Here is a 24569-nt window from a genome sequence, read left to right on the forward strand (position 1 = left end):
GGGGCTTTTTTTATGGGTTATTTTTTAGTACCATATCAATGTAAGGGATAACAATTTCAAATCCTTTGGCCTTAAAATAGGCTGTTGGATTAGTTTTAGATGTCGCCATTACAAAATCGCCTCCCCAAGCACCAAGGCTTTTTATTTGTCCGTTAAAATCATGAAATAAAATGGTTTTTACGGGTTGTTGTTTTATAATGTTTGAAATCATAAGTTCGTGTTGTAGAATCAAACTATCAAAATCCTCTAACGATTTACAAGAAACCATATGAGTTGTTATATTATTAATATCAATAATGGAAGCCTTTATATTTCCCCTGTTTTCTTTATATTTTGAAATCCCATCTCTGCTGTTTTGTTTTTTATTCAAGTACACAAAATAAAGATGTTCTTTAAATGAAGGGTTGAATTCAACTTTTTCCACCATTGGGTTGCCATTTTCCAACTGATAACAAATAGGATGGTTATGTTGTGCGCAAGCAATATCGTAACCACTGCCGCCAAACGTTTTTTCTAAGAGCATATAAGCATCTACATGTGCCCACTGAGCTATATTATTTATTAATGTAGATGAGGTGCCCAGTCCCCAATTTCTTGGGAAAGTTAAGATTGTTGAAATTTTAAAACCATTGGTAGATTTTAAAAATGCCGGATTTAATACTTTGGCAGTATTTAAAATTTGAACAATTTTATGGGCTATATTGTCATGCTGAACTGGTTTCAGCATCTCATCGGCATGTAATTCGAACTCACGTTCAAACCAAACATGATTTTGTTCATCAAAACTGTTCCAAATAATTTTTCGGTCATCTATAATTTCAACTATTAAAGATTGTCCATATTTAGTCGGAATCGCTAATGATATAGCACCATCAAGCACAAGATATTCGCCCGAGATTAAAAGTTTTCCATTACTGTAGTAAAGGTCATTTTTCATATTGAAAATTAGTCATCTATACGCATCCTTAGTGTTGCTAAAGTCTCAGAAACAGCACTAAAACTAACTGTGTTTGTTTTAAAATGTTCAATCAAAATAACTTTTTCGGCATCATTGGCATTAAATTGATTTAGGATATTCATTAAATGCATTTTCATATGTCCTTGCTGAATACCCGTAGTGGTAAGTGAACGTAACGCGGCAAAATTTTGCGCCAATCCGGCCACGGCTACTATTTCCATAAGTTCCTTAGCGGTTGGATTGCCTAGCATTTCCAAGGCCAATTTCACCAAAGGATGCAATCCGGTAAGGCCACCAACCGTACCTAACGCTAACGGAATTTCCAACCAAAAAGTGAAGATACCGTCCTCAATTTTGGCATGTGTTAAACTGCTATAACTGCCGTTTCTTGAAGCATAAGCATGAACGCCAGCTTCAACAGCCCTAAAATCGTTTCCAGTTGCTAAAACAACCGCATCAATACCATTCATGATGCCCTTATTATGGGTTACGGCACGATAGGGTTCTACTTCAGCAATTTTTATAGCTTGAAGAAATCTGTTGGCAAATGCTTCTCCCGAAAAAGCATCATTATCACTTAAATCTTCAACTTTACAGCTTACTTCTGCACGCACTAAACAATCTGGAACATAATTGGATAAAATACTCATCACAATGTCCATATGTTTTTCTTTTTCAGAGAAACCATCAAATATTAACGCTTGACGTTTCACGGTTTTGGCAAATTGCTCTAAACATGAATTGATAAAATTAGCACCCATGGCATCCAATGTTTCAAAGGAAGCATGGATTTGGTAATAATCTTTAATGTCGGTTGTTTTGTCACGTAATTCAATATCAATAATACCACCACCACGTAACTCCATATTTTTGGTAATGGACTTACAGTCTTCAATAAGTTTCGATTTTATGGTGATAAAAAACGCTTTTAATACATCTGTTCTGCCATGATACATAAAATGAACCTGACCAATTTTAGTAGTAGAAATGACCTCTGCTTTAAAACCACCTCTATCCATCCAAAATTTAGCAGTTTTACTGGCTGCTGCCACAACCGAACTTTCTTCAATAGCCATAGGAATGGTGTACATCTTATCATTAATTAAAAAATTAGGAGCGACACCAAATGGTAGATAATAGTTGGATATGGTGTTTTCAATAAACTCATCATGAAGCTGTTGCAATTTGTTGTCAGCGTTCCAATATTGTTTTAAAATATGTTCAGCATCCTTCGAGTTTGATAAATAAGTGTCAACAATCCAGTCTATTTTTTTGGATTTGGAAAGTTTAGAAAAACCAGAAATAGTTTTGCCCATAGTAGCATTATTACAGAACAAAGATACTATTCTTGACATGAAATTGGAATATCTTGTTTTTGAAGACTTATTTGTCTCGTAAAAATGTCTTTTTTTGCATAATTTTTAGTAAACTTGGAAACTTTTAATAATACATCAACGATTATTTGAAATTGGCGAGATTATTCTAATGTTAAAAATGTATATTCCATAGTATTACGAGTGATTACTCATAATTTATCAGAACTATTTTATGACAGAAACCATACTTAAACCACATCAAAAAGAACTTTTTGGACAACCAGTAGGACTCTATATTTTGTTTTTAACGGAAATGTGGGAACGTTTTTCATATTATGGTATGCGAGCCTTGTTGGTTTTGTACATGACAACATCAACACTTGGTGACGATGATAGAGGTGCAGGTTTAGGCTGGACAAACCAAGAAGCATTGGCACTTTATGGGTGGTACACCATGCTAGTGTATGTCATGGCTATTCCTGGTGGTATGATTGCGGATAAATTAATTGGTCAGAAAAAAGCGGTATTGGTTGGTGCTATTACTTTGTGCATTGGACATGGCGTACTCGTCCTAACTGACATTTGGGCCTTTTATACGGGTTTAGGTTTAGTTATTTTAGGAGTAGCCTTATTAAAACCTAATATTTCTACCATGGTTGGTGGATTGTATAAAGAGGGAGATATAAGAAGAGATAAGGGGTTTAGTATTTTCTACATAGGCATTAATTTGGGGTCTTTTTTAGCGACGATGATAGTAGGTGTCGTTGTCGCAAAATGGGGATGGCATGCTGGTTTTGGGCTTGCTGGTGTCGTAATGGTTTTAGGACTAATTAATTATATAGCTGGACAAAAATACCTAACAAGCGTGGGTGATTTTGTTTCCACTAAAAACGATATTGACGATGTTTCTTATGGTAAGTTATATTCTAAATTATTCAATTCTCCAAAGCAGTTACTAATAGCAGCAATTTTATTGGTATTATCCGTCTATGGATGGTACAAAATGGATTGGGGTTACGGCTTGTTATTCATTTTTTTAACAGCCATAGCATCACTTTTAATGATGATTTATAAAGAATTGGACACCCAAGTTTATAAGGATAGGTTTATGGTGTTGCTGTTATCATTTATTATGGTCATTATATTTTGGGGAGCGTTTGAACAAGCCGGTGGACTCATGAATTTATATACGGATACCAAAACAAATAGAATGCTCTTGGGTTGGGAAGTGCCAACCGTCATGTTTCAAAGTTTGAATGCGGGCTTTATCATTTTATTTGCAACCCTGGTAGCTAGTATTTGGGCAAGACGTAAACTAAAAGGAAAGGAAGCTTCGTCATTATTCAAAATGGCATTAGGGATTATTATTATGGGTTTTGGATTTTTATTCATGGTATTTGCTGCCATGGAATTTGAAAGATCAGGGTCGTCTAGTATGATTTGGTTAGTGCTTGCCTATTTCTTCCATACTATAGGAGAATTGTGTCTTTCTCCAGTCGCCCTATCGTTTATAACTAAATTGGCACCTGTAAAATATGCCTCATTAATGATGGGCGTTTATTTTGCTGCTTCTGGTTTAGGGAATAAAGTAGCAGGAATGATTGGTGAATCAGCCTCTGATTTTGGCGAATACGCTGTGTTTGTTGGGATATTTATATTTACCATTATAATAGGTACCTTATTTATCTTGATTTTAAAACCACTTAAACGATTGACACATGGCGCGGAAGATAATGAACGCATCATGCATGCTAACCAAGCTGAAGGCTTTGAATTAACAGACAATTAATTTTTAAAATTTAAACCAAACAACATGATTGAAAATACAACAGATCAATATTTTAAAAGTACGGTTTTAGGGCATCCCGCAGGATTATTCGTTTTGTTTTTTACCGAAATGTGGGAGCGTTTTTCTTATTACGGAATGCGATCATTGTTAGTTATGTTTTTTACGGCCTCTTTACTTGATGGAGGTTGGGGTTGGCCTAGAGAACATGCTTTCGCGATTTTTGGGACTTATACATCTTTGGTTTATTTATCAACCTTACTAGGAGGATACTTCGCTGATAAAATTATAGGATTTAGATGGGCTGTTGTAGTTGGGGCTTTGTTGATGACTTTGGGACATGCTTCCATGGCATTAGAGACCCCATTTTTTATTTATTTAGGTCTAACACTTTTGGTTTTTGGTAGTGGGTTTTTTAAACCAAATATGACATCTATTATTTCTGAAATGTACAAGCATAGGCCAGAAAAAAAGGATGGAGCATACACTATATTTTATATGGGTGTTAATGCAGGCGCTTTCTTAGGTATTTTGCTTTGCGGCTATTTAGGTGAAAAAGTTGGTTGGAGTTGGGGCTTTGGTTTAGCAGGTATTTTTATGTTTTTTGGTCTAGCACAATTTTGGATGGCACAGGATATTTTTGGAAATATTGGATTAAAACCGCTTAAAAGAGATAAAAATGTAGCTTTGGAATTAGAAGAAGGAGAACCAAAACTAAATCCATTTACAAATTTGCAATTGACCATCATTATTTTAGCAGCCGTATGTGGATTGGCTTGGATATTGAATGATCCAGTTTCTAAAATTTCAGGGGGAGATTATAATCTGTTCGATTTTAGTGCATTTGGATTAGACGGTTCTACAATCATTATTTTGTTGGCATTACTGTTATTTATTCTATTATTGATTATTAGGTTACCTAAATATGATAAAATAACAAGAGATAGAATGCTAGCAGTTATGTTTTTTGCGTTTATCACAATTTTCTTTTGGGCTATTTTTGAGCAGTCACCTAGTTCTCTAACCATTTTTGCTCGAGATTATACTCAAAGGGTACTTGAAGGTAGTTCAGCCGTAACTTTTAAGGTGATAAATTCTTTAATGACCATTGTTCCGTTAGGAATTATAACTTATGTTCTTGGACTGCTATTTAAGAGAACATTTGCCAAATATGCCATTTCTAATATTATCTTGTCAATTAGTTTTATTATTATTTGGGCCATTGCCATATGGATGCTTTATGCTGAATTTATGAAAGATATTGCCGAGGTACCAGCATCTTGGTTCGGCGTTTTAAATTCACTTTTCATTATTATATTCGCCCCTTTATTCTCTAAATGGTGGGAAAGTAAGTATAATCCAAATGCTAATATGAAATATGCTATTGGTATGTTTTTATTGGGGTTGGGTATGGCTTGTGTTGCAATTGGTGCATCTTCGATTACTGTTGGCGCAAAAATGGCTTCAGTAAGTATGATATGGTTAATATTGGTTTACTTTTTCCATACTTTAGGGGAATTATGCATATCTCCAGTAGCTTTGTCTTATGTTAGTAAATTAGTTCCTGGAAGAATGATTGCTATGATGTTTGGTATTTGGTATTTGGCTGTTGCTATAGGAATGAAATTAGCTGGCGTTTTTGGTGAAGCTTCCGAGAGTATTGCACAAACAGAAGGATTGAGTTATTTCTTTTGGCTATTAACGACTGTTGCTGTGGGTCTGGGTATATTTTCAGCATTAATGTATCCAATCATAAAAAAACTCATGCATGGTATCCGTTAATCGAAAAAATAGTTAAAATAAAATCAAAAACCCCTATAATAGGGCTTTTTTTGTAATTTTGGAACAAATTTTGTAATCAGGATCATTATGAAAAGTATAAAATACATATGCCTTTTAACTATTTTAATGTCAGTTAAAGGCTTTGCACAAGAAATAAAATGGATGTCGCTTCAAGAAGCGGTAGCACTTCAAAAGACAAATCCAAAAAAAATCATGATGGATGTTTATACCAATTGGTGTGGTCCATGCAAGATGTTGGATAAAAACACGTTTCAAAATAAAGATGTGGCAAACTATGTAAATAAAAACTATTATGCAGTTAAGTTTAATGGTGAAGGAAATGATATAATTAATTTTAATGGGAACACCTTTAAAAACCCTAGTTATGATGCTTCTAGGGCTAATACGCGTAATTCGGCGCACCAATTAGCAAGTTATCTTCAAATTAGCGCCTATCCAACAATCGTTTTTTTTGATGAAAAAGGGAATGTTATAGCGCCAATTCGAGGTTATCAAACCCCGCCACAATTGGAACTATACTTAAAAATGTTTAAACAAGATGACCATAAAAGCATTGATACCCAAGACAAATTCAATGCATATTACAAAGCATTTACACCTCAATTTGTTGTTAGCCAATAAGTCTAATAATTAATAATAAAAGCTCCCTTTTTACTAGTTTGATGAAATGGGAGCTTTCTTTTTTGGCAAATAGCTTCCCAATGTTCTAGATACGATTTATAGTTGCTACCATCTGCAATAATGTATTTTGGTTTTATGGAATCTATCAACCTATTCAAATTTAGTTGTGGTGATTGTCTTAACAATACATAATCTGGTTCGAATGATTTAATATTATAGACGCCTAAACTATCAATGACCAAAAGTGTTTTGCTATTTAATAGGTAAATAGGGTTGAAGGTGTTATTTTGAATGGTTTTGATATGGTTGCCGACAACAAAATCTCTGATTATTCTATCTTTTGAAAATGTTAAGCTATCAAAATCGCTATTTACATGAAAAGTGTTTGATGTTACATTTCCAACCAAGGTAAATCGACTTTTATGGAATATTACAAATTGATTTTTTGGGCTATTGTATTTTGTATATATCAAAGCACATTGTATCACCAACACAGCAATCAGTAGGAAGCTATAGTTTTTATAATGCTTCTGCTTCCAAAACTGTATCATGGCAATAATTAAGAAATAAGAAACAAAAACATATAAAAGACTGAACGCAACATCTTTAAAGAGAAATTGTTCTTGTTGAGAAATCCAACCTACAAAGCGGGTCATTAAGCTTATCGTGTATCCATAAGTTTTCGCCAGAAAAACAGGCAGTATATTTAATAATGCTAAAAAAATAATAAGAATGCCAAAACCTAATATAATGCCTAGGACAGGTATAATCACAAGATTGGAAATAAAAAATAAAGCGGGGAGTTGGTGGAAATAATATAAACTTATAGGCAATATACCAAATTGAGCAGAGACAGTAACTGTTAAGGTGTGCCAATAAAAATCTAAAATTTTATTTTTTGGTTTCCATAAATTATATAGCAAAGGATCTATAATCACAATGGAGAAAACGGCTAAATAGCTTAATTGAAAACCAACATCAAACAAAAACATAGGTTTTATAAGAAGCAAAACAAACATAGATATTGCCAAGGTGTTGAAAATGCTCGTGGGTCTTTTTAAATTCATGGCTATAGCCACAATACTAAACATGGTAACGGCTCTGGTTACGGAGGCAGAAAGGCCTGCAATAACTGCAAACCCCCATAACATGCCAATAAGCAAAATGGTTTTTACAAGTTTGCCTTGTTTAAATTGTTCCAATGGTTTTAAGATAAAGCTTAAAATTAAAAGAATGATACCGATATGTAATCCAGAAACAGCTAAAATGTGTATGGCACCAGCGTTAGTGTAATTGGAATAAACTTCTTCGCTTATATCTTGCCGTTGCCCCAATAAAAGGGCATTGATGATGGCAAGTTCATCTGGGTTAAATGGATAGGTTTTTAATTTGGTGTTGATGTGGGTTCTAATGCTATTTGCTTTTCCAAGAAATGTATTTTTTTCAGATTCAACTTTTAAAAGTGATGGTTTATTGGTAAAGAGTTGATGATAAATATATTTCTTCTCTAAAAACTTTTTATAATTAAATTGATTGGGATTTAAGGGCGGAACAATATCTTTTAAAACCGTTTTTGTAATAAGAAGGTCATCTACTTTTAATGGGACTTGAGTTGAGTCTTTTTGAAGGTTGAGTAACGATTTTCCGCTAACGCTTAAATCACCAATTTTTAAAATATCTATGACGTATTTATCATAATAAATATTAGATTTTAAAACCTCTTTAATTCTAAACGTGATGATTTTCAAAGAATCATTTTCAGAAGTAAAATGCGTGTAATGGTTTGAAAAATTCTTTTCATTATGAATATTTATAGTCAATATGCCTATAAAAATCATGGCTATAAAAGCCAAAAGACCAAACCAAATAGTTTTTAAAAACTGTTTTTTAGCAATTGTATAAAACAGGAACAAAAGTATTAAGAGCGTTGTGGTAATGTACAAAGTCCATGTTAAAGGCCATACAAAAAAATACCCTATAAGAATGCCTGTAATAAGGCAGATGGTTAGTTTTATTATGGTGAAATTAAGTAGCTTCATTTCACCGAAAGATATAAAATTTCTTATAAAATCCTTCGTGCTTCTACAAATGTCTTATCCCAATAAGTTTCAGTGATTGACGAAATTATAACCCCCGCACTTGTAGTAGAATGGATAAATTCAATATTTCCATTGTCATCAGACGAGACAACCAAACCAACATGACTAATATCATTTCGTCTGCTTCCAGTTTTAAAGAATACTAAATCGCCAATGCCCACATTATTTAATGGAATTTTATCACCATTTTTTGCCATATCCCTAGAAATTCTTGGCAGAATCACATCATGGGCCCTAAATGATTCAAATACGAGACCAGAGCAATCCATTCCCGATTTTGTTGCACCACCAAATTTATATCGAACGCCTTTAAATTGTTTGGCATACTCTACAATGTTGTATGCTTTGGAAACTGTAGGACTTATGGAACCTGAACTTGCATTAATGTCTTTTGTTCTAATTGTTTTCTCTGTATAAATGTCTTCGTTAGTATTTGCACCAATAATAACTTTTGAAGGTGTTGGGTTTTTGCTTTTGGCTTGTTTGGCAGATTTGCAATTACTGAAACTAAAAAAAATAATAATTAAGAAAAACAGGAGTTTCTTCATACTAAAATTAAGCTTTTATAGATTTAAAAATTAAATGAGCTGTTTTTGCGCTAGCACCTTTGCCACCAAGTTTTTTCTCTAAATCGTAATAATTAATGAAGAATTTGGTACGTTCGTAGGGGTCAAGTATGATGTCTAATTCTTTTTTTAGGTTTTCTGAATTAAATTCATCTTGAATAAGTTCTTTTACTACTTCTTTATCCATTATCAAATTTACTAACGAAATAAACTTAAGAGTTATTATTCTTTTTGCAATTTGGTAAGAGATATTACTGCCTTTGTAACATACTACTTGAGGCACTTTAAACAAGGCGGTTTCTAATGTAGCTGTGCCAGAAGTCACCAAAGCGGCTGTTGAAACACTTAATAAATCATATGTTTTATTAGCTATAAATTTAACATTTGATGCCTTGATAAAAGCAGAATAAAAATCAAAATCTTGACTAGGTGCACCTGCAATGACAAATTGGTAATTTGGATACATGTTAACCAAGGTTAGCATGACAGAAAGCATATTTTTTATTTCTTGCTTCCGGCTTCCGGGTAAAAGAGCAATAATGGGTTTTTCACTTAATTCATGCGTAGCCCTAAATTCATATTCGTCAACTTGGGTCCTATCGGCAATAGCGTCAATTAATGGATGTCCAACAAAGGTTACTTTGTAATTATGTTTTTTGTAGAATGCTTCCACAAAAGGCAAAATAACGTACATGGCATCAATATCTCGTTTTATGGCTTTTACTCTGCTAGCCCGAGACGCCCAAACTTGTGGAGAAATATAATAATTGGTTATATAGTTTTGTTGTTTTGCCCATTTTGCAATACGTAAATTAAATCCAGAATTATCAATAAAAATAATAACATCAGGTTTATAACTTCGTATATCCGTTTTACATAATGAAATGTCTTTATAGATTTTAGGAAGGTTTTTAATAACTTCTACAAACCCCATAAAAGCGCGTTCTTTGTAGTGTTTCACTAAAGTGCCACCAACTTGCTGCATAAGGTCGCCACCCCAAAACCTAAAATCAGCATTGACATCTTCTTTTAGTAATGCTTTCATAAGGTTAGAGCCATGCAAATCGCCCGACGCTTCTCCTGCAATAATATAATACTTCATTAACTAAATAATTATAGCATTTTAAATACAAAGGTAAAAATAGCGACCAAAATGGTTATTAATATAACGCCCCTTGCCCGGTAATCTTGTTTTTTTCTTATAAAAATAAAGAAAGCAATCAAATTTAAAATAGCGCCAAGACTAATTAGCTTTCCTAAAAAATCTTCTTTAGCGGCATTTTTAATAACGGTTATAAAATCATCACCTTGCCCTAATAATGTTGATACAATAATTAATCCAATGGCATTGGCAATTAACCCCACCAACATTCCAATAAAAATATTTTTTTTAATCATTCAATTTCCAAGAATTTAAATTTTGTATGAAATGATAGGCTGTCAAATCAAATTGAATAGGGACTAAAGACACATAGCCGTTTTCTAAAGCCCATTCATCGGTATCTTCACCACCATCCAAATTTACAAACTTTCCTGAAAGCCAATAATAATCCTTTCCCTGTGGATTTTTACGCTTATCAAATTCTTCTACCCAATTAGCCTTCGCTTGTCGACAAACTTTAATGCCTTTAATTTGTTTTTTAGTAAGATTTGGAATGTTCACATTTAACACCACACCGTTGGGCAACCCATGTTTTAATGCATTTTCGGCTATGGTTTTTACATAGCTTTTACAAGCCTCAAAATTGGCGCTCCAAGCATAATCCAATAATGAAAAGCCAATGGCTGGAATGCCTTCTATGCCAGCTTCAATAGCAGCACTCATCGTGCCAGAATAAATCACATTGATAGATGAATTGGAGCCATGGTTAATGCCAGAAACACACAAATCGGGACGTCTATCTAAAATCTCTCTTATGGCGAGTTTTACACAATCAGCAGGAGTTCCAGAGCAACTATATTCTTTTTGTGGGCCATCATCAAGAGTTACTCGTTCCGCATAAAGCATAGAATCAAGTGTAATAGCATGCCCCATGCCGCTTTGCGGACTGTCTGGTGCTACAACAACAACATCACCTAGGGTAATCATAACCTTTATTAAAGTTCTTAGGCCGGGTGCGCTAATGCCATCATCATTGGTAACTAAAATAAGGGGTTTTTGTGCCATAGAGGTCGTTCATATTATTGTGATGCTAAAATACATAAAATCCGATTAACGTTTCAATTTGTTTAGTTTAACAAAAAATTAGTAGCGGATTGGTTTATTGGCATGGTTTTTTCTTTATTTTAGTGAAAAATATAATATGTATTTTTGTAAAAACTAAAAATTAGATTCTTTACGTTTTAATCTAAATAATAAGATTTTTATAAAAAGACATAGAATGAAAATTATGAAAAATATGTTGAAAAGGAATTATAAAGCCTTGGTATTGTTGTTATTACTAGCATTTGCATCATGCAGTTTTACAACAAAAACGTTTAGTGATCCTGATAAAGATAAGTTGCTTGTTCAGGTAATTACGTTTGTACTGCAGCAGGGACATTTTGATCCTATTGCCATGGATGATGAGTTTTCTAAGGAATTATTTTCAAATTTTTTAGAAAGTTTAGATCCAACTAAGCGATATTTCTATGAATCTGATTATAAAGATTTTGAAAAGTTTAAAACCACTATCGATGATCAATTAAAAGTATCAGATATTACTTTCTTCAATATTACCCATGAGCGTTTAATGCAACGTATTTCAGAAGCTAAAGGGATATATCGAGAAGTATTATCAGAACCATTTGACTATTCCAAAGAAGAAGTATTTGATACCGATTATGAAAATAGTGCGTTTGCAAAAAACAAGAAAGAATTGAAAGAACGTTGGAAACAACAGCTCAAATTCTCTGCATTATCCTATTATGATGATATCTATACAGAAGAAAAACAGAAAAAAGAAAAGGATGCGTCGTATGTAATGAAAACCGAAAGCCAAATTGAGAAAGAGGCTCGCGAGGCAACCTTAAAATCCATGGATATTTTTTTCAATGACAATTTAGAGGATTTTAAGCGAGAAGATTGGTTTGCAACATACATAGATGCCATCGTTGGTGAGTTTGATCCTCATACATACTACTTAGCACCTAAAAACAAAGAAGATTTTGATGAGCGTATGTCTGGTAAATTGGAAGGTATTGGAGCCCAATTACAAAAACGTATGGACTACATTAAAATAATTGGCTTAATTTCTGGCGGTCCAGCTTGGCGAAGCAAAGAATTAGAGGTAGAAGATGTTATTTTAAAAGTAAAACAAGAAAATGAAGAATTCCCTGTAGATATAGTTGGTATGCGTATTAATGACGCTATAAAATATATTAAGGGTCCAAAGGACACTAAAGTAACCTTAACTATTAAAAAAGTTGATGGCACCATTAAAGATGTTACTTTGGTTAGAGATGTGATAGAAATAAACGAAACTTATGCCAAAGCTTCAGTGGTTAAAAAAGATGGTGTAAAGTTTGGTGTTATAAATCTACCATCCTTTTATGTAGATTTTGAAGACTATAAAAAACTAAATGCCGCTGCCGATGTAAAACGTCAAATTGAGAATTTAAAAGCAGAAGGTATGGAAGGGCTTATATTGGATTTGCGTGATAATGGCGGAGGTTCATTGCCAACTGTAGTAGATATGGCAGGATTGTTTATTAAAGATGGCCCAATCGTTCAGGTACGTTCTACTGGAGAGCCTAAAGAAGTGTTAAGAGACAGGGATAAATCAATCACTTGGGATGGTCCTTTAGTAATTTTAGTAAACGAATTGTCAGCATCAGCTTCCGAAATTATGGCAGCTGCCATGCAAGATTATAAAAGAGCCATTATTATTGGTAGTAAACAAACTTATGGAAAAGGCACGGTTCAAAATGTGTTAAATCTTAATAATTTAGTTAGGAATAATGCCAGTGGCGATTTAGGAGCTTTGGCATTGACTACGCAAAAATATTATAGAATTAGTGGCGGTTCTGTTCAGTTAGAAGGTGTTAAAAGTGATGTAAAAGTACCAGATAAATTCAGTTTTATTGAGGTTGGCGAAAAAGATAAGTCTAATGCATTGCCTTGGGATGAGATAGATTCAGCAGATTATGCCACTTGGGATAATTATTTTGATTATGAAGAAACTATCAAAAAAAGTAATGAGCGTATGACAAAAAATAAGCAGTTAAAGCTTATTGAAGATAATGCTAAATGGGTGAAAAGTCAAATTGATGAAACCGTTTATCCTTTGAATTATAGCAAGTATAAAGAGAAATTAACTTTAAATGATGAGGAATCAAAACGTTTTGATGAGATGACCAAATATCAAACTAACTTAACGTTTGAATCCCCAGCCTACGAAAAAGAACTATTTAATGATGACATAACCAGTCTAAAAGAAAAACGTGATAGATGGCATCTTACTTTAAGTCAAGATGTATATATAGAAGAAGCTTTAAACGTACTTCAAGATTTGAAAATATCGTATAATATTAAAAAAATAGCCACAGTAAAAGAATAGCTAAAGTATGAGTCATGCATCACACTCGTTAAAACAATTAGCGCTCCAAAAGTTTAAAAAAAACTTTTGGGGCGTTTTTAGTTTTTACTTTATTGTTTTAGTTGGCGTAGTTTCTGTATTTGCTTATGTGATGGCTCCAGATAATTCGCAGTATGCCAATCAAATGCATTTGTCTATTCACTCAAAAAAACCTGGATTTGCTGTTGAAATGCTTACAATCACTTCGGGGTTGGAAGTAGACCAAAATATTTTTGATAAAATCTTCTTCGGAAAAAAAAATACAGATACAGAAATTCCCATTTCAAGCTTTGCTATTAATAATGACACTTTATCCTATACGGAATATGCTTCTGATGGTTTACAAGGTGTTGAAAAAGCCATGCCCTCTAGTGCTTTTTCAAACAATAATCCCCAAGATTTTATAAAACAAAAAACGTTTCTTTTTGGTACGGACAAGTATGGCAGGGATTTATTGAGCAGAGTGCTAGTTGGTGCTAGAATCTCTTTTTTTATTGGTTTTGTTGCCGTATTTATATCTTTGGTAATAGGCATTTTTATGGGGAGTGTTGCGGGGTATTTTGGTGGTAAAATCGATGCTTTTATTATGTGGCTTATAAATGTCACTTGGTCGATACCGACTTTGCTATTGGTAATAGCCATTACATTGGCATTAGGCAAAGGTTTCTGGCAAGTGTTCATTGCTGTTGGACTAACCATGTGGGTTGAAGTGGCTAGAGTCGTTAGAGGACAAATAATAAGCGCCAAGGAAATGCAATATGTAACGGCCGCAAGAGCTTTAGGTTTTAACGATTTCAGAATTATTACCAAGCATATTTTACCTAATATCATGGCGCCTGTCATTGTTATTTCGGCAGCTAATTTTGCATCGGCTATTTTGGTGGAAAGCGGATTAAGTTTTTTAGGTATTGGAGCCCAACCGCCCATGGCCAGTTGGGGTGCCATGATTAAAGACCACTATAATTATATCATTTTAGGAAAACCCTTTTTGGCCATTATACCTGGGTTATGTATTATGAGTTTGGTAATGGCATTTATGCTTATTGGCAATGCACTTCGTGATGCATTAGATGTGAAAGGGTAATGTTCGCTATTTCCAGAATGCCAAGTAATTGGTTTTCTTTTGTTTATTGTTATATTTGATTCACCATACTATTAAACTAAATATATACTAAACTAATCTAATTATTATGAAAAAATTACCGTTATTCATTTGGGCCGTCGTATTATTGGGATTTACTTCCTGTCAGGAAAAAATCGACCCAAACCCTGTATTAACTATTGAAGGTGGTCAAATACAAGGAGTTCAGACTCCTTCAGAAGGTATTGTGGCTTATAAAGGAATTCCTTTTGCTGCGCCACCAGTAGGTGATTTGCGTTGGAAAGGACCACAACCGATACTTCCTTGGGAAGGTGTAAAAATAGCAGATGCTTATGGAGATGCCGCATCTCAACTAACATGGGATCCTGAAAGTTTTTATGGCAAAGAATGGCAAGCTAGCGGTTCTGTGCCGTTTAGTGAAGATTGTCTTTACCTAAACGTTTGGACACCTGCCGCAGGTAAATTAGAGGAAAAACTTCCAGTGGCTATGTGGATACATGGTGGTGGATACCGTGAAGGTTTTGCTTTTGAGCCAGAAATGGATGGTGGTGAAGATTGGGCATCTCGTGGCGTTATTTTAGTAACCGTAACCTACCGTCTTGGTGTTATGGGGTTCTTTTCGCATCCACTTTTATCGGATGAAAGCCCTAATGGAGTATCTGGCAATTATGGGCTTATGGATCAAGCTGCAGCATTAAAATGGATTAACAAAAACATTGCACAGTTTGGTGGAGACTCAAATAACATTACTATATTTGGTCAGAGTGCCGGAGCAGGCAGTGTGCAATCATTATGTGCATCGCCGCAATCTAAAAACTTAATCAGCAAAGCAATAAGTATGAGTGGTGGGGGTTTAGGTTCCAGACCCGGAACACCGCTTGATACCGCTCAAGTAGCTAACAAAAAGTTGATGGACTTTTTTGAGAAAACTACCTTAGATGATATGCGTACGCTTTCTTTTGATGAACTTATAGAAATGTCCCAAAAATATGCTGATACCACAAAAACCCGTGTTGGCTGGAGTCCTGTGATTGATGGTTATTTTTTAAATAACACATTTTCTGATGAAGCATTGGCAAACAACATACCAGATATTCCATATATGATTGGTTTTACTGCAAACGATTTAAGTGATATGACGAAGCCGGTGAACGATTTTGCAGCCTTGCGTGCAGAGCAGAGCGATAAACCTACTTATGCCTATTTGTTTCAACGCCAATTGCCAGGTGACGAAAGCGGTGCTTTCCACTCTGCCGATTTATGGTATGTATTTCATTCCTTAAAACACAGTTGGAGGCCTTTTACGGCCGGTGATGAGGCATTAAGTAATCAAATAGTAGATTATTGGACTAATTTTGCCAAGTTTGGAGACCCCAATGGTAAAGATGGTGGCGCATGGAAACCTTATACCAAAGAACACCCTGAATTTATGCTATTGGATGCGAATGGTGATAAAGCGGACTTAAAAATGTCAGCGACTCCAGAATACAAAGGAAATTCATTTAGCAGGTAGGATTATAATCATGATATAATGAAGGTGGTACTCACAAAAGGTATCACCTTTATTCGTTTTAACTAAATCAAAACTTAATGGAGTTTCATATTTCCATTCAACTCATCAATATAATTTAAAACAGCATCTTTGCCTATGTCGTTAGTGGCGGAAGTTATAAAGTAATTGGGCATATCTTCCCAAGTTTCCAGTAAAATCGTTTTATAGGCGACTACATGGTTTTCAATTGCTTGTGGTTTTAGTTTGTCGGCTTTAGTAAAAACAATAGAAAATGGGATGCCGTTTTCGCCTAGCCATTGCATAAATTCTAAATCAATCGTTTGGGGTTCGTGCCTGATATCTACCAAGACAAAAGCAGATACTAATTGTTCCCGCAAACCAAAATATTGGGTAATAAATTTTTGAAATGTTTTTTTTGAGGATTTGGAAACACGAGCATAACCATAACCAGGCAAATCAACCAAATGCCAGTTTTTATTAATCAAAAAGTGATTTATTAATTGCGTTTTTCCAGGTCTACCAGATGTTTTTGCCAAACTCTTTTTGTTGGTAAGCATGTTTATTAGTGATGATTTGCCTACATTACTTCTGCCAATAAAAGCATATTCTGGGAGCAAAGCCTTAGGGCATTTGGCAACATCAGAGTTGCTCATAACAAATTCAGCAGATTTAATATCCATGATTATATAATTTGTGTTTGGTATTTGAGGTTATCTAATTTTTTAGATTTTTAATACCCTCTTTTTTGCAACCAACCATCAAGAATTTGGTTAAATTCATCAGGATGTTCCATCATGGCAGCATGTCCACATTTATCTATCCAAAATAAGTCGGAATCTGGTAACAAACCATGAAATTCTTCAGCAACTTCTGGAGGAGTTACATTATCATTTTTCCCCCAAATGATACAGGTTGGAATAGTCATTTTGGGCAAATCTTTAGCCATATTATGCCTTATAGCACTTTTTGCAATGGCTAAGGTTTTGATTAATTTATTTCTGTCATTTACGGTTTCGTAAACTTCATCAACAATCTCTTTTGTTGCTATAGCAGGATCATAAAAGACATTTTGGGCTTTCTTTTTTATAACCTCATAATCGCTTCTTTTGGTATAACCACCGCCCATGGCGCTTTCGTAAAGCCCTGAACTTCCGGTTATTATAAGAGCCTTTATTTTTTCTGGATATAATTTAGTATGGTATAGGCCAATATGGCCTCCTAACGAATTTCCTAATAAAATAACCTCTTTAAATCCTTTAAATTCAATAAAATCATGTAAGTATTTGGCAAAGCTTTTTACATTGGTTTTTAGCAAAGATTGGGTGTAAATAGGCAATTCGGGTATAATAACTTGATAGCCTTTTGCACTAAAAAATTTTATAACAGAATCAAAATTACTTAAACCACCCATAAGGCCGTGTAAAACAATAATGGGAGTGCCTTCTCCAGCTTCAATATAGCTGTAGTTTTTTTCTTTTTTTAAACGATGCGTCAAAATATTTATTCCTTTTCGTTAAAAACAAATATAGTTATTTCATTCATATTTCAGCAAGTTTAATTAATTCTCAAAAAAATACTTTACAGAGATATTAACAATAGATTTCAGTCAAAAAAAATAATAATCTAACAAATTGATAGTAAGTGCATAGTGGGATTCACCGCTTATTAATCCCGATAAAAAGAGTGTTAGTATAAAAATTATTAACAAAGTGGGGTAAAGTGGTAAAATGTGGTAAAATTTTCAATATATTTGAAACTTAAACCCCAAAAAGAGAAAAAAACGGTTTGAATTCATTAATAGGCACATACGATTGTAAAGTAGATATCAAAGGGCGACTTATGTTGCCTTCGGGTATTAAAAAACAATTGTCTTCTATTTTAGAAAATGGATTTGTGCTTAGGCGATCAGTTTTTCAGTCGTGTTTAGAGTTGTATCCCATGGAAGAATGGCAGCTTTTAATGCAGAAAATGAATAAGCTGAACAAGTTTAAAAAAAAGAACAATGATTTTATCCGTCGGTTTAGTGCTGGTGCTAAAATTGTTGAGATTGATGCCAATGGACGTTTGCTCATCCCCAAAGACTTAACGGTTTTTGCTGGCATAACAAAAGATGTAGTGATTTCCCCATCAATAAACATCATTGAGATTTGGGATAAAGACAAGTATGAACAAGCCATTGACGATGCAACCGGAGATTTTGCGGATTTGGCTGAGGAAGTAATGGGACAAGATGACGACGATCATGGAATATCATAACCCTGTTTTACTTAAAGAAACCGTTGATGGGTTAAACATTAAGGAAGATGGCATCTATGTGGATGTCACTTTTGGTGGTGGGGGGCATAGCAAGGAAATATTAAAACGTCTTGGCCAAAATGGGCGATTATTTGCTTTTGATCAAGACGAAGACGCTCTTAAAAATGCGATAGACGACAGTAGATTTAAACTGATACATGAAAACTTTAGATACGTAAAACGGTTTTTAAAGTTTTATAGAGTCAATAAAGTGGATGGAATTTTAGCTGATTTCGGAGTTTCATCTCACCAATTTGATGTGGCGGAACGCGGATTTTCAACACGTTTTGAAGCAGATTTAGATATGAGAATGAATCAGAAAAATACCTTGTCTGCCTATAATGTAATCAATGATTATGAAGAGCAAAAACTAAAACAAGTGTTTTGGCAATATGGAGAGCTAAGAGCCGCACCCGCCATGGCAAGGATTATTGTGGAGCATAGAGCAACGGAGAAAATTGTAACCAGCATGCAACTTAAAGAAGTTCTTAAAAAGTTTTTACCGCCAAAACATGAAAATAAAGTGTTGGCGCAAATTTATCAGGCGATTAGGATTGAGGTAAATCAAGAAATAGAAGCTTTAAAAGAGTTTTTAGAACAAACACCAGACTTGTTAAATCCTGGCGGACGTTTGAGTTTTATTTCTTACCACTCTTTAGAAGATAGGTTAGTGAAACGGTTTATACGAAGTGGTTTGTTTGAAGGAGAACCGGAACGGGATGTATTTGGAAAGTTTGAAGTACCATTAAAAAAAATAAATGGCTTAACGGTACCTTCAAAAGAAGAAATTAAAAATAATAACAGAGCTAGAAGTGCCAAGCTTCGCATTGCGGAAAAATTATAATACGCCTAAGTTTAGAATAAGGAATGAAAAAAAACACCTATAACATATTAAAAGGAACATTTCTAGTAAATGATGACTCTTTTAAGAATTGGCGTTTTATCATTTTTATTTCGGTTTTAGCACTCATTATGATTGCAAGTTCCCATAGTGCAGATAAAAAGGTGTATAAGATTGCACGCTTGAATAATGAAGCAAAAGAAATGCGTTCGGCTTTTGTAGATGGTAGGTCGAAATTGATGCGGTTAAAAATGGAATCAGATATAGCCAATAAAATGAAAGAAAAAGGCTTGTCCCAATCTGTGATTCCGCCAAAAAAAATTAAAGTTAAATCCCAAAATTAAAGTTCGAAGTTGGCAGTAAACGAAAAGAGCATATTAAACCGATTGTATTTTATAGCAGGATGTATGTTCATCTTCGGACTTGGTGTTGTTTTTAAATTAGTGAACATCCAATTTGTCGATGGTGATAAATACAGGGCTTTAGCAAGTCAACGTATTGTAAAGGATTTTGTGATTCCATCAAACAGGGGCAATGTGTATTCCGTAAACGGCAATTTACTGGCAACCTCTATACCGAAGTACGATATACGTTTTGATGCCATAACGCCATCTGCTAAAAATTTTGAAACCTATTTGAATCCGTTAAGCGATTCGCTTTCTAAATATTCAGGCAAATCTTCTTCATATTATAAAAATGAACTTAGAAAAGCAAGAGCCAATAAAAGCAGGTATTTTCTATTGGCTAGAAATATTAGTTACTCAGATTATATCCGTATCAGGAACTTCCCATTATTAAACCTGGGTGCTTTTAGAGGAGGATTAATTGTAGAGCAAACCACAAAACGTGAACATCCTATGGGTGGCATAGCGCAAAGAACGATTGGGTACGAACGCATAGATGATGACGGGAATGTCACAAGACCCGGAATAGATGGGGCTTATGGCGTTCAATATTTAAGAGGGATAGATGGGCGTAGAGCCAAACAACAAATCGGTAAAGGTCAATGGAAACCCATTAGTGATGCCAATGAAATTGAACCACAAGACGGCTACGATGTATATACGACCATTAACGTAAACATACAGGATATTGCGCATCATGCGCTTTTGGAACAATTAGAAAAATACAAAGCAGATCATGGTTGTGTGGTGGTTATGGAAACCAAAACTGGGGAAATTCGAGCTATTTCAAATTTAGGAAGAAATAGTGATGGTTTCTATTATGAACGATTGAATTATGCTGTTGGTGAAAGTCATGAATCTGGTTCTACGTTTAAACTTATGGCTGTTACCGCAGCTTTAGAAGATAAGGTGATTGATACCAGTGATGTGGTGGATACTGAAAAAGGCATTTTATCTTTTTATGGAAAGAAAGTACGCGATTCACGTGAGGGTGGCTATGGTAAAATCACCATTTCGGAAGCTTTTGAAGTGTCATCAAATACAGGTATTGTAAAAGCCATTGATAAGGCATATCGAAATCAACCCGAGAAATTTGTTGATAGGTTATATGCCATGAATTTAGATGAAAGCTTGGATATTTCTATTATAGGAGAGCCCAAACCAATCATTCCAGATCCAAGAATAAAAAATGGCCGTTGGAGTGGTATCGCACTGCAATGGATGGCTTATGGATACGGCGTATCGTTTACACCATTGCAAACATTAACATTTTACAATGCCATTGCTAATGGAGGAGAAATGGTAAGACCGCAATTTTTAAAGGAAGTAAAAGAGTTTGATAAAACCATTGTGCCATTTAAAAAAGAGGTTATCAACAAACAAATTTGTTCAGAGGAAACCGTTGCAAAAGTGACACAGCTGCTTAAAAATGTTGTAGAAAAAGACCATGGTACGGGCCATAAATTATATTCAGAGAATTTTTCTATGGCGGGCAAGACTGGGACTTGCCAAAAAGATTATGCTCAAAAGGATAAGCTGAGCTATATATCATCTTTTGCTGGTTTTTTTCCGGCAGACAATCCAAAATATTCCTGCATCGTAGTCATCCATGAACCCGATAAGAGTGTTGGCTATTATGGAGCGGATGTGTCTGGTCCCGTATTCAAAAAAATAGCTCAGAAAATATTTATAGACACGCCTATTGTTGATGAGGTAGAATCTTTGGAAGTAAAAAATGCATCTGCTGAAACCGAATTTGAAAACTATTACGCTTCAGCACAAGCCTATAAAACCATCATGCCAAATGTGGTTGGATTACCAGCGATGGATGCCATTTCATTATTGGAAAACATGGGACTTAAGGTAAAGTTAAATGGTTCTGGGATCGTTAAAAAACAGTCACTTACATCAGGACAAAAAGTAAATAAAAATCAAATCGTTGTTTTAGAGGTATCATGATAGCACTAAAAGACATATTATATAAAGTTACTCTAAACGCTGTGGTAGGCAACACAAGTGTAGAGATTCGTGCTATCGATTTCAACTCGAAAAACATTGCTAAAAATGACGTATTTGTTGCGATTAAAGGCGGTGTTTCTGACGGGCATAATTATATAAACGCCGCCATTAAGCAAGGTGCGGTAGCGGTGATTTGTGAAACCTTGCCAGATGAATTAATGAATGGCGTTACCTATGTTGAAGTTGATAGTTCCAGTAAGGCTTTAGCGATTATGGCTTCAAATTATTATGAAGAACCTTCAGCGAATTTAAAATTGGTAGGTGTTACCGGTACAAACGGAAAAACAACTATTGCAACCTTGTTGTACCAATTATTTAAAAATGCCGGATATAAAGTAGGCTTGCTTTCAACCGTAAAAATATTAGTAGATACCAAAGAATATAAAGCGACGCATACCACGCCAGATTCTTTGACCATTAATAAATACTTACAGGAAATGAATGAGGCAGGCGTTGAATTTTGCTTTATGGAAGTCAGCTCTCACGGTATTCATCAACACCGAACTGAAGGTCTACATTTTGAAGGAGGCATTTTTACCAACTTAACGCACGATCATTTAGATTATCATAACACATTTTCAGAATATAGAGATGTTAAAAAATCGTTTTTTGATGCACTTCCGTCCAAAGCTTTTGCACTTGTAAATATTGATGATAAAAATGGCTTGGTCATGCTTCAAAATACGAAGGCTAGAAAATACACCTATGCCTTAAAAAGCTATGCCGATTATAAAGCTCAAATTTTAGAAAACCAATTAGGCGGGTTATTGCTGAAGTTGAATGAAAGTGAAGTTTGGACAAGACTTATCGGCAACTTTAATGCTTACAATGTGTTAGCTATATATGCGACAGCAGAATTGTTGGGACTTGAAAAAGTTGAAATCCTTCGATTAATAAGTGGCTTGGAAAGTGTTAGTGGACGGTTTCAATATTTTATTTCAGATGAAAAAATAACGGCTATTGTCGATTATGCCCATACGCCAGATGCCTTAAAAAATGTGCTGGAAACGATTAATAGCATTCGCACAAAAAACGAGGAATTGATTACCGTTGTGGGTTGTGGTGGCGACAGGGATAAAACAAAACGGCCTATTATGGGGCAAATAGCTTCGGCATTAAGTACCAAGGTTATTTTCACGAGTGATAACCCAAGAAGTGAAGAACCAGAAGCCATCATTAAAGAGATAGAACAAGGCGTGGAGCCACAACATTTTAAAAAAGCCCTTTCCATTACAGATAGAAGTCAAGCTATTAAAACAGCATGTCAAATGGCACAGCCTAACGATATTATTTTAATAGCTGGCAAAGGTCATGAAACTTATCAAGAAATTAAAGGAGAGCGTTTCGATTTTGATGATTATAAAACCGTACAAGAATTTTTAAAACAATTACAAAAATAAATGCTGTATTACTTATTTGAATATTTAGAAAAAGAATTCCAGGTTCCTGGAGCATCACTTTTTGGGTTTATAACCTTTAGGGCGGCACTTGCCATGATTTTATCATTGCTTATTTCTACTATTTATGGTAAACGGATTATTAATTTTTTGCAAATAAAACAATTAGGCGAAACCATTAGGGATTTAGGTCTAGAAGGTCAAAAAGAAAAGGCTGGAACACCAACTATGGGTGGTATCATCATCATTTTAGCCACGCTGATTCCTGTATTGTTGTTAGCAAAACTTGAGAACACATACATCATTTTGTTGATAATTACAACGCTTTGGATGGGAACTATTGGTTTTATAGATGATTATATTAAAAAATTTAAAAACGATAAGGAAGGTTTAAAAGGCAAGTTTAAGGTATTAGGACAAGTAGGCTTAGGAATTATTGTTGGAGCCACGTTGTATTTTAATCCGAATGTAACTATTAAAGAGAAATTGCCTATTCAAGTACAACAACAAATGCTTGCGGCAGACCCTAATGTCTCTCCTACTAAGCTTTTTGAAGTAGAAGAAAAGTCAACTAAAACAACCATCCCATTTGTTAAAGAAAATGAATTTGATTACGCCGATATCATCACTTGGATAAGTCCGAAATTAGATGAATATGCGTGGGTTATATTCATCATCATTTCAATTTTTATCATTACTGCTGTATCAAATGGAGCCAACTTAACCGATGGCATTGATGGCTTGGCAGCAGGAACATCGGCAATTATAGTCCTTACTCTAGGTATTTTCGCATGGGTGTCTGGTAACATTATTTTTTCCGATTATTTGAATATCATGTATATCCCAAGAGTGGAGGAAATAACTATTTATATCGCAGCCTTTGTGGGTGCACTCATCGGCTTTCTATGGTACAATGCGTATCCAGCGCAAGTGTTTATGGGAGATACAGGCAGTTTAACCATCGGTGGTATTATTGCAGTTATAGCTATTGCTGTTAGAAAAGAATGGTTGATTCCTGTACTGTGTGGTATTTTTTTAGCGGAAAATTTATCGGTGGTTATGCAGGTAAGCTATTTTAAATACACTAAAAAAAAATTTGGTGAAGGGCGACGCATTTTTAAAATGTCACCGTTGCACCATCATTACCAAAAAATAGGATATCATGAAAGTAAAATAGTCACTCGTTTTTGGATTGTCGGCATTTTACTAGCCATTATATCTATAGTAACATTGAAAATAAGATAAAGTTTTGTCATTCCTGCGAATCCCGATAGCTATCGGGAAGGAATCCAT

At 34.6% G+C, this 24569-nt stretch carries 21 protein-coding genes; 12 read left to right on the forward strand and 9 right to left on the reverse strand.

Annotated elements, in window-relative coordinates; all coding sequences use genetic code 11:
* Nucleotides 1–10 precede the first annotated feature (10 nt).
* Both CSW08_RS15725 and CSW08_RS15730 read right to left on the reverse strand, forming a co-directional pair.
* Nucleotides 11–937, reverse strand: coding sequence for a GYDIA family GHMP kinase (locus CSW08_RS15725; protein WP_106660827.1), 927 nt, complete (start codon nucleotides 935–937; stop codon nucleotides 11–13).
* 8 nt (nucleotides 938–945) lie between these two features.
* Entirely contained in the window at nucleotides 946–2274 is a 1329-nt protein-coding gene (locus CSW08_RS15730; RefSeq protein WP_106660828.1) for a hydroxymethylglutaryl-CoA reductase, degradative, read from the reverse strand.
* 232 nt (nucleotides 2275–2506) lie between these two features.
* On the opposite strand from CSW08_RS15730, the gene CSW08_RS15735 reads away from it, so the two are divergent.
* The 3 genes from CSW08_RS15735 to CSW08_RS15745 all read left to right on the forward strand — a co-directional run bounded on the left by CSW08_RS15735 (nucleotide 2507) and on the right by CSW08_RS15745 (nucleotide 6484).
* Nucleotides 2507–4063, forward strand: a complete 1557-nt coding sequence (locus CSW08_RS15735) for a peptide MFS transporter (protein ID WP_106660829.1) — start codon at nucleotides 2507–2509, stop codon at nucleotides 4061–4063.
* A gap of 24 nt (nucleotides 4064–4087) precedes the next feature.
* Nucleotides 4088–5842 (forward strand): peptide MFS transporter, encoded by a 1755-nt coding sequence (locus CSW08_RS15740; protein ID WP_106660830.1) that lies wholly within the window; start codon nucleotides 4088–4090, stop codon nucleotides 5840–5842.
* Between the two features lie 126 nt (nucleotides 5843–5968).
* The gene (locus CSW08_RS15745; protein ID WP_238987290.1) at nucleotides 5969–6484 is read left to right on the forward strand and encodes a thioredoxin family protein; all 516 of its coding nucleotides are present in this window, start codon (nucleotides 5969–5971) and stop codon (nucleotides 6482–6484) included.
* Between the two features lie 2 nt (nucleotides 6485–6486).
* Here CSW08_RS15745 and CSW08_RS15750 read toward each other — a convergent pair whose 3' ends face one another.
* From CSW08_RS15750 to surE, 5 genes are read right to left on the reverse strand one after another with little or no spacing between them, the layout of a single operon-like run.
* Nucleotides 6487–8523, reverse strand: coding sequence for a ComEC/Rec2 family competence protein (locus tag CSW08_RS15750; protein WP_106660832.1), 2037 nt, complete (start codon nucleotides 8521–8523; stop codon nucleotides 6487–6489).
* Nucleotides 8524–8546: 23 nt separating this feature from the next.
* Nucleotides 8547–9131 carry a C40 family peptidase gene (locus CSW08_RS15755; RefSeq protein ID WP_106660833.1) on the reverse strand — a complete coding sequence of 195 codons (585 nt, stop codon included), beginning with the start codon at nucleotides 9129–9131 and terminating at the stop codon, nucleotides 8547–8549.
* A gap of 7 nt (nucleotides 9132–9138) precedes the next feature.
* Nucleotides 9139–10251, reverse strand: coding sequence for a lipid-A-disaccharide synthase (lpxB, locus tag CSW08_RS15760; RefSeq protein ID WP_106660834.1), 1113 nt, complete (start codon nucleotides 10249–10251; stop codon nucleotides 9139–9141).
* A gap of 11 nt (nucleotides 10252–10262) precedes the next feature.
* Nucleotides 10263–10547 (reverse strand): hypothetical protein, encoded by a 285-nt coding sequence (locus CSW08_RS15765; RefSeq protein WP_106660835.1) that lies wholly within the window; start codon nucleotides 10545–10547, stop codon nucleotides 10263–10265.
* A complete protein-coding gene (gene surE / locus CSW08_RS15770) occupies nucleotides 10540–11316 on the reverse strand; it encodes a 5'/3'-nucleotidase SurE (protein ID WP_106660836.1) in 777 nt (258 codons plus the stop codon). The genes CSW08_RS15765 and surE overlap by 8 nt, the downstream gene beginning before the upstream one ends.
* A 214-nt stretch (nucleotides 11317–11530) precedes the next feature.
* Between surE and CSW08_RS15775 the strand changes: the two genes are divergently transcribed.
* From CSW08_RS15775 to CSW08_RS15785, 3 genes are all read left to right on the forward strand, one after another.
* Nucleotides 11531–13687 carry a carboxy terminal-processing peptidase gene (locus CSW08_RS15775; protein ID WP_238987291.1) on the forward strand — a complete coding sequence of 719 codons (2157 nt, stop codon included), beginning with the start codon at nucleotides 11531–11533 and terminating at the stop codon, nucleotides 13685–13687.
* 7 nt (nucleotides 13688–13694) lie between these two features.
* Nucleotides 13695–14789, forward strand: a complete 1095-nt coding sequence (locus tag CSW08_RS15780; protein WP_106660837.1) for an ABC transporter permease — start codon at nucleotides 13695–13697, stop codon at nucleotides 14787–14789.
* A gap of 106 nt (nucleotides 14790–14895) precedes the next feature.
* Nucleotides 14896–16320: a carboxylesterase/lipase family protein gene (locus CSW08_RS15785; RefSeq protein ID WP_106660838.1), complete on the forward strand. Its 1425-nt coding sequence runs from the start codon at nucleotides 14896–14898 to the stop codon at nucleotides 16318–16320.
* Between the two features lie 74 nt (nucleotides 16321–16394).
* Here CSW08_RS15785 and yihA read toward each other — a convergent pair whose 3' ends face one another.
* The gene (gene yihA, locus CSW08_RS15790; RefSeq protein ID WP_106660839.1) at nucleotides 16395–17000 is read right to left on the reverse strand and encodes a ribosome biogenesis GTP-binding protein YihA/YsxC; all 606 of its coding nucleotides are present in this window, start codon (nucleotides 16998–17000) and stop codon (nucleotides 16395–16397) included.
* 50 nt (nucleotides 17001–17050) lie between these two features.
* Nucleotides 17051–17815, reverse strand: a complete 765-nt coding sequence (locus CSW08_RS15795) for an alpha/beta fold hydrolase (protein WP_106660840.1) — start codon at nucleotides 17813–17815, stop codon at nucleotides 17051–17053.
* Between the two features lie 290 nt (nucleotides 17816–18105).
* On the opposite strand from CSW08_RS15795, the gene mraZ reads away from it, so the two are divergent.
* The 6 genes from mraZ (at nucleotide 18106) to mraY (ending at nucleotide 24521) form a co-directional block, all read left to right on the forward strand.
* Nucleotides 18106–18576, forward strand: coding sequence for a division/cell wall cluster transcriptional repressor MraZ (gene mraZ / locus CSW08_RS15800; protein ID WP_106660841.1), 471 nt, complete (start codon nucleotides 18106–18108; stop codon nucleotides 18574–18576).
* Complete coding sequence (gene rsmH, locus CSW08_RS15805) at nucleotides 18551–19459, forward strand: 16S rRNA (cytosine(1402)-N(4))-methyltransferase RsmH (RefSeq protein WP_106660842.1); 909 nt, start codon at nucleotides 18551–18553, stop codon at nucleotides 19457–19459. The genes mraZ and rsmH overlap by 26 nt, the downstream gene beginning before the upstream one ends.
* Before the next feature lie 23 nt (nucleotides 19460–19482).
* On the forward strand, nucleotides 19483–19800 hold the full coding sequence (locus tag CSW08_RS15810) for an FtsL-like putative cell division protein (RefSeq protein ID WP_106660843.1): 318 nt from the start codon (nucleotides 19483–19485) through the stop codon (nucleotides 19798–19800).
* 63 nt (nucleotides 19801–19863) lie between these two features.
* Entirely contained in the window at nucleotides 19864–21819 is a 1956-nt protein-coding gene (locus CSW08_RS15815; RefSeq protein WP_106660844.1) for a penicillin-binding protein, read from the forward strand.
* On the forward strand, nucleotides 21816–23279 hold the full coding sequence (locus CSW08_RS15820) for a UDP-N-acetylmuramoyl-L-alanyl-D-glutamate--2,6-diaminopimelate ligase (protein ID WP_106660845.1): 1464 nt from the start codon (nucleotides 21816–21818) through the stop codon (nucleotides 23277–23279). The genes CSW08_RS15815 and CSW08_RS15820 overlap by 4 nt, the downstream gene beginning before the upstream one ends.
* The gene (gene mraY, locus CSW08_RS15825; RefSeq protein WP_106660846.1) at nucleotides 23280–24521 is read left to right on the forward strand and encodes a phospho-N-acetylmuramoyl-pentapeptide-transferase; all 1242 of its coding nucleotides are present in this window, start codon (nucleotides 23280–23282) and stop codon (nucleotides 24519–24521) included.
* The last annotated feature ends 48 nt before the right edge of the window (nucleotides 24522–24569 follow it).

This window comes from Confluentibacter flavum (genome assembly GCF_002843175.1).
GTDB lineage: Bacteria > Bacteroidota > Bacteroidia > Flavobacteriales > Flavobacteriaceae > Confluentibacter > Confluentibacter flavum.

Coding starts and splice junctions, on each gene's coding strand:
- CSW08_RS15725 (WP_106660827.1), bottom strand. CDS start 937: ATGAAAAATGACCTTTACTACAGTAATGGAAAACTTTTAATCTCGGGC.
- CSW08_RS15730 (WP_106660828.1), bottom strand. CDS start 2,274: ATGGGCAAAACTATTTCTGGTTTTTCTAAACTTTCCAAATCCAAAAAA.
- CSW08_RS15735 (WP_106660829.1), top strand. CDS start 2,507: ATGACAGAAACCATACTTAAACCACATCAAAAAGAACTTTTTGGACAA.
- CSW08_RS15740 (WP_106660830.1), top strand. CDS start 4,088: ATGATTGAAAATACAACAGATCAATATTTTAAAAGTACGGTTTTAGGG.
- CSW08_RS15745 (WP_238987290.1), top strand. CDS start 5,969: ATGTCAGTTAAAGGCTTTGCACAAGAAATAAAATGGATGTCGCTTCAA.
- CSW08_RS15750 (WP_106660832.1), bottom strand. CDS start 8,523: ATGAAGCTACTTAATTTCACCATAATAAAACTAACCATCTGCCTTATT.
- CSW08_RS15755 (WP_106660833.1), bottom strand. CDS start 9,131: ATGAAGAAACTCCTGTTTTTCTTAATTATTATTTTTTTTAGTTTCAGT.
- lpxB (WP_106660834.1), bottom strand. CDS start 10,251: ATGAAGTATTATATTATTGCAGGAGAAGCGTCGGGCGATTTGCATGGC.
- CSW08_RS15765 (WP_106660835.1), bottom strand. CDS start 10,547: ATGATTAAAAAAAATATTTTTATTGGAATGTTGGTGGGGTTAATTGCC.
- surE (WP_106660836.1), bottom strand. CDS start 11,316: ATGGCACAAAAACCCCTTATTTTAGTTACCAATGATGATGGCATTAGC.
- CSW08_RS15775 (WP_238987291.1), top strand. CDS start 11,531: ATGAAAATTATGAAAAATATGTTGAAAAGGAATTATAAAGCCTTGGTA.
- CSW08_RS15780 (WP_106660837.1), top strand. CDS start 13,695: ATGAGTCATGCATCACACTCGTTAAAACAATTAGCGCTCCAAAAGTTT.
- CSW08_RS15785 (WP_106660838.1), top strand. CDS start 14,896: ATGAAAAAATTACCGTTATTCATTTGGGCCGTCGTATTATTGGGATTT.
- yihA (WP_106660839.1), bottom strand. CDS start 17,000: ATGGATATTAAATCTGCTGAATTTGTTATGAGCAACTCTGATGTTGCC.
- rsmH (WP_106660842.1), top strand. CDS start 18,551: ATGACGACGATCATGGAATATCATAACCCTGTTTTACTTAAAGAAACC.
- CSW08_RS15810 (WP_106660843.1), top strand. CDS start 19,483: ATGAAAAAAAACACCTATAACATATTAAAAGGAACATTTCTAGTAAAT.
- CSW08_RS15815 (WP_106660844.1), top strand. CDS start 19,864: ATGTTCATCTTCGGACTTGGTGTTGTTTTTAAATTAGTGAACATCCAA.
- CSW08_RS15820 (WP_106660845.1), top strand. CDS start 21,816: ATGATAGCACTAAAAGACATATTATATAAAGTTACTCTAAACGCTGTG.
- mraY (WP_106660846.1), top strand. CDS start 23,280: ATGCTGTATTACTTATTTGAATATTTAGAAAAAGAATTCCAGGTTCCT.